The 5,252-nt window shown below is 66.9% G+C and carries 3 protein-coding genes and 1 pseudogene; 3 read left to right on the top strand and 1 reads right to left on the bottom strand.

What is annotated here, in order from left to right; all coding sequences use genetic code 11:
• The 3 genes and pseudogenes from BIS11_RS10270 to BIS11_RS10260 form a co-directional block, all read left to right on the top strand.
• Nucleotides 1-412: pseudogene (locus BIS11_RS10270) on the top strand (histidine-type phosphatase); the annotation flags it as partial.
• Nucleotides 413-521: 109 nt separating this feature from the next.
• Nucleotides 522-1,562 carry a porin gene (locus BIS11_RS10265; protein WP_253426387.1) on the top strand — a complete coding sequence of 347 codons (1,041 nt, stop codon included), beginning with the start codon at nt 522-524 and terminating at the stop codon, nt 1,560-1,562.
• Between the two features lie 95 nt (nt 1,563-1,657).
• Nucleotides 1,658-3,601, top strand: coding sequence for a DNA topoisomerase III (locus BIS11_RS10260; protein WP_253586006.1), 1,944 nt, complete (start codon nt 1,658-1,660; stop codon nt 3,599-3,601).
• A 79-nt stretch (nt 3,602-3,680) separates the two neighbouring features.
• Here BIS11_RS10260 and BIS11_RS10255 read toward each other — a convergent pair.
• Nucleotides 3,681-5,252: M48 family metallopeptidase (locus tag BIS11_RS10255; protein ID WP_253586005.1), on the bottom strand; the 1,572-nt coding region annotated here is incomplete at its 5' end.

Genomic DNA, 5,252 nt, shown 5'->3' with positions numbered 1-5,252 from the left:
GGTCAAGGAACTGATCGCCTCCACCGATGCGGCGCTCGAGACGCAGAGCGCCAGCGGCATTTTCAACTTCAGCCACGCGGAGCTGATCATGCCGCTGGCCGCCTACCTCGAGATCGACGGCGCGGCCGAAAGCCAGGACGACCCCGCGCAGGTCAAGCAAAGCTGGGACGGCAAGGCGATCACCGCCATGGCGGCCAATCTCCAGTGGGTGCTGTACGAAAACGGCGACGATCACCTGGTGAAGATGCTGCACAACGAGCGCGAAGTCGCGTTTCCCCTGCCCACCGAGCACTACCCCTACTACGACTGGGAAAGCGTCAAGGCGTACTACGTCGCCAAGCTGGAGCAAAGCGGCATCGCGCTGGACAACACGCTGGAAGAGGATGCCGAGGCGCTCGCCAGCGACTTCTAGGACGCACGCCGCAAGCTCAGACCGACGCTTTTTAGAACACGCCCTCTTTCGATCGCTCGATCGAAAGAGCGGCCCCCTACTGCCTGAATGTTATCAAGGGAACTCAACGATGAAGAAGACACTCACCGCCGCCCTCGTCGCCATGGCCGCCACTCAAGGCGCCCAGGCCGCGATCGTGTTCGAAAACGACGACGCCCGGGTCGACCTGCGCGGCAAGGTGCAGTACGAAGCCGGCGCCTTCAAGTACGACAAGGACCATCCGACCCAGCGGCTGAACTTCGGCGGCGACGGCAAGGCGCGCCTGGGCACCCAGTTCAACTACCGCCTCAACGACGAGCTCGACCTGCTGGGCAAGCTCGAGTGGCAGATGAACGCCGAAGGCGACAACGACGCCAAGACCGATAGTCTCGACGTGCGCTACGCCTGGCTCGGCTTTCGTTACCAGGACCAGCTCGAAATGGCCATGGGCCGCACCCAGAGTTCGACCAAGCAACTGATCGCGGTCACCGACATCTTCGAGCTCTTCGGCTCGTCGGCCAGCGACAACAAGATCAACGGCGTCAAGCCCTTCGAAAGCAAGAAGGACGACCAGTTGACCGTTGGCTACGACCTCGGCAACTGGGATTTTCGCGGCAGCTACGTCCTCGAGGACGAGCGCCGCCCCCGCGAAACCAGTGACGGCGACCGCGACTACCAGTACAGCTTCTCGGCGCGCTACACCACCGACAACGAGATCGACTTCGTCGGTGCCTACGAGCGCCAAAGCTTCCAGGGCACCACCGATACGCTGGGTGACATGACCAGCTGGGGGCTCGGCATCGGCTGGCGTATCTCACCGTTCTACGTCGGCGCCATCAACGGCTACAAGAGCATGGAGGCAGGCAACGACCAGCGGTTTTCCAGCCACTTCTACGAAGTCGCCGCCGCCTACGAGGTGGGCCGCGCCCTCTTCATGGCGGGCTACAACCGCGAGGAGGGTGAGGACGCTCTGGCCGATCAGGGCACCCGGGTCGATGAAATCGTGTTCGGCGTCTCCTACAGGCTCATGAAGAACGCCAAGGTGTACGCCGAGTACAACCTGGACCGGCTCGATATCGACGGCCAGGGCCGGGACGATCTCTACGGCGTGGGGCTCGAGGTCAAGTTCTAAACGCTTTTGGGACATCGATGCCTGCCCGGGCTTTCGGGGGGTCGGGACGACTCTGCTATGATGGCGCGTTCCGATCACCCGAAGGCCCTTTGCGTATGCGCTTGATCATCGCCGAAAAACCCAGCCTCGCCCGGGCCATTGCCGATGCGCTGCCCGGCGGCGACCAGCGCCAGGAAGGCGCCATCGTCTGCGGTGACACCACCGTGACCTGGTGCCTGGGCCATCTTCTCGAGCAGGCCGCCCCGGAGGCCTACGACCCCGCCGACAAGCAGTGGCGACTCGACCGGTTGCCGATCGTGCCCGGCACCTGGAAGCTCGCCCCACGCGCCAAGGCGCGCGGCCAGCTCGCGGTGATCCGCAAGTTGATCAAGCAGGCCGGCGAGGTGGTGCACGCCGGCGACCCGGACCGCGAGGGCCAGCTCCTGGTTCAGGAGGTGATCGAGTACCTGAACTATCGCGGCCCGGTGTCGAGGCTTCTAATCAGTGACCTGAACCGCCCTGCGGTGACCCGGGCGCTTTCGAGGCTTGCCAGCAACGCCGCCTTCCAGCCGCTGTTCCAGGCCGCCCAGGCGCGCTCCCGGGCGGACTGGCTCTACGGCATCAACCTGACCCGCGCCTGGACGCTGACCGGGCGCCAGGCGGGCCACGACGGTGTCCTCTCCGTCGGTCGCGTGCAGACGCCGGTGCTGGGGCTGATCGTCCGGCGCGACAACGCCATTCGCGACTTCACGCCCTACCCGTTCTACCCGCTCTGGGTGGATATCGAGGTGGCCCGAGGCCGGCTTCGCGCCTGGTGGGTACCCACCGAGCGCCAGCCGCTGGACGACCAGGGCCGGCTGGTCGAGCGCGCCCCGGCGGATGCGCTGGCAGCCAGGCTTCCCGGCGCCGAGGGTCGGCTGGCCAAGCTCGAGCAGAGCGAGAAGCGCCAGAACGCGCCGCTGCCCTACTCGCTTTCGGCGCTGCAGGTGGACGCCGCGCGCCGTTTCGGACTTTCCGCCCAGACGGTGCTCGACGTCTGCCAGAGCCTCTACGAGCGCCACAAGCTGATCACCTACCCGCGCTCGGACTGCCGCTACCTGCCGGAAGAGCACCTGCCGCTCGCCCGCAAGAGCCTGACCGGCGCCTGCCGAAACGATGCCACTCTTTCCCAGTGGCTCGAGGGGGCCGACTTCTCCCTGCGCTCCAAGGCCTGGAACGACAAGCAGGTCGGCGCCCACCACGCGCTGGCCCCGACCGGCAAGGCGGCGGACTTTGCCACGCTCTCGGACATCGAGGCCCAGGTGTTTCGCCTGGTGGTGCGCAACGTGATGGCCCAGTTCTACCCGCCGCTGCGCACCTTCGAGGTCAAGGCGGAGTTCCATCTGCTCGGCGAAGCCTTTCGCGCCCGCGGCCAGAGCGTGCTCGACCCGGGCTGGAAGCCGCTGTTCACCACCAAGGAGGACGCCCCGCCGCTGCCACCGCTGACCCAGGGCGAGCCCTGCCGAGCGCAGGACGCCGGCGTGGAGGAGAAAGAGACCCGCCCGCCGGAGCCGTTTACCGATGCCAGCCTCATCAAGGCGATGATGAACATCGGTCGCTACGTCGAGGACCCGGAAGTGCGCCGCACCCTGCGCGAGACCGACGGCCTCGGCACCGAAGCGACCCGCGCCGGCATCATCGAGACCCTGGTGCAGCGCGGCTATCTGGTGCGCAAGCAGAAGGCGCTGCGCGCCACCAAACTCGGCACCGCGCTGATCAGCGCCCTGCCTTCGGCGGTCAGCACCCCGGAGCGCACCGCGCTCTGGGAGCAGCGCCTGAGCGGCATCGCCGAAGGTAGCGGCGATGCCCGGGCTTTCCAGCAGGCGCTGGTCGAGGATCTTCAAGGGCTCTTGACGCAAAGCGATGCGGGCAAGCTTCGTGCGAGTTTGCAGAGTGCCCAGGGGGAAGAAGGCGCAGCACCCAAGCGCGCCGCGAGCGGCAAGCGGCGCTACGTGAAACGCAAGCCCGGCGCGAGCAAAAACCGCGCGGGCGCGATGAAAAAGGGCTCTTCCCGGCGCTAGCGGCCGGGAAACCGGCCTACCGGCCTTGCAGTGATCGCTGAGCCCCACGCAAGCAAGATAACGGTATAAACAATACTACTCATGCCGCTTGCTCGAACAAAAGCGGCGGTACCGGGCACTCGAGCAGATCACCGATGACGCGAAACAGCTCGGCCTCCACGGGCGTCATCCTGCCGCTGTGCTCGATACAACGGGCCATGGCCTCGAGCACCGTGGCCTTCTCCCGAGGCTTGAGCTTGCGCAGCGCGCTCACCGCCCGGGCGAAGGTCTTCACGTCGAAGTCGTCGCCTGGAGACGGCAAGTCGAAGGGCAGCTCGGCTTCGGCCGCCGCCAGGGCTTTTGCCACCTCGCTGGCTTCGTGCTGGCCTGCACTCGCCAGCACGCCCAGCACCACCGCACATTCGCTTGAAAGCTCGCCGAGCTTGCGCGACGGCAGGGGCTCTCGCTCGTCGAATCCCAGGTGATAGGCGAGCCACCGGTAGAGCGTCCATTCGAACAGGCTGACCTGGTGGTCGGCATTGATCAGCTCGACCAGGCAGCTCTTGAAGTGCTCCGCCTGCTCCTTGGAAAGCCCCTTCAATGCCGGCAGCGACAGCTCCATCAGCGGCAGGCGAAAGCGTGCATCGAGGGTGACGACCTCCCCCGCATGGGTCATCACCTCGCGATACACGTCGGCCAGCGCCCGTTGTCGAAGACCGTCCAGCTGACGCTTGCGCACGTCGCTATCCTGGCTGAGCAGCAGCGCGTACATCAAGGCGTGGGCAGCGTAGGGCGCGCGGGCGGCCCGCTGAAGCCTTTCGGGCAGCGCCTCCAGCGTGGCGCTGGCCTGGGCCAGATGGCGCGGATCCGGCTGCCCCATCGCGGCAACCGCTTCGCGAGCCGCACCGTGGCCCGAGGCGGGTCGAGGTGAACCGCCCTGGAAGCCAGCGGCGCCGGCCTGGGCTGAGTCGCCCGCTTTCGCGCCGGGATGGGTGAGCGTGGCATCGAACTGACCATTCCAGCCCGGCAGTACCCGGGCGATGCGTTTTTCAAGCGGCGGATGGGTGGCCAGGAGGCGGCTGAAGCTCAGCTTGCGCGCCGAGCCGAAGAGCATGTGGCTGTACTCGCCGGCGCGCGAGGCCTCGAGCCTTGCGCCCTGGGTGTGGGAGCCGATCTTGACCAGCGCCTGGCCGATCCCTTCCGGGTTGCGGGTGTACTGTACCGCCGAGGCGTCGGCCAGATACTCCCGCTGGCGACTCACCGCCGCCTTGATCCAGTTGCCGAAGAAGGTGCCCAGCACGCCGATCAGCGCCAGCGCCGCCCCGAGGCCGATCAGCACCGCTGCCGAGTCGTTGCGCTTGTTGCTGCCCACCGCCCCCCGGTGCGGGGCGCTGCGCAGCAGGATGTGGCCGGCGAGGCCGATGAGCAGCACCCCGTGAAGCACGCTGATCAAACGCATGTTCAAGCGCATGTCGCCGTGCAGGATATGGCTGAACTCGTGGGCCACCACGCCCTGGAGCTCGTCGCGGGTCAGGTGCTGGATGGCGCCGCGAGTGATGCCGATCACCGTGTCGCGGGTATCGAACCCGGCGGCGAAGGCGTTGATGCCGGGTTCGTCGAGAAGATAGACCGGCGGCACCGGCGTGCCCGAGGCGATCGCCATCTCCTCCAC

The sequence above is a fragment of the Halomonas sp. 707D4 genome, from assembly GCF_024158685.1.
Taxonomy (GTDB): Bacteria; Pseudomonadota; Gammaproteobacteria; order Pseudomonadales; family Halomonadaceae; genus Vreelandella.
Note: the sequence above shows the minus strand (reverse complement) of the source record. Positions and strands in the feature narration are given on the sequence as shown.

Excerpts from the sequence above, each read along its gene's own strand:
- BIS11_RS10265 (WP_253426387.1), top strand. The coding sequence starts at position 522 with ATGAAGAAGACACTCACCGCCGCCCTCGTCGCCATGGCCGCCACTCAA.
- BIS11_RS10260 (WP_253586006.1), top strand. The coding sequence starts at position 1,658 with ATGCGCTTGATCATCGCCGAAAAACCCAGCCTCGCCCGGGCCATTGCC.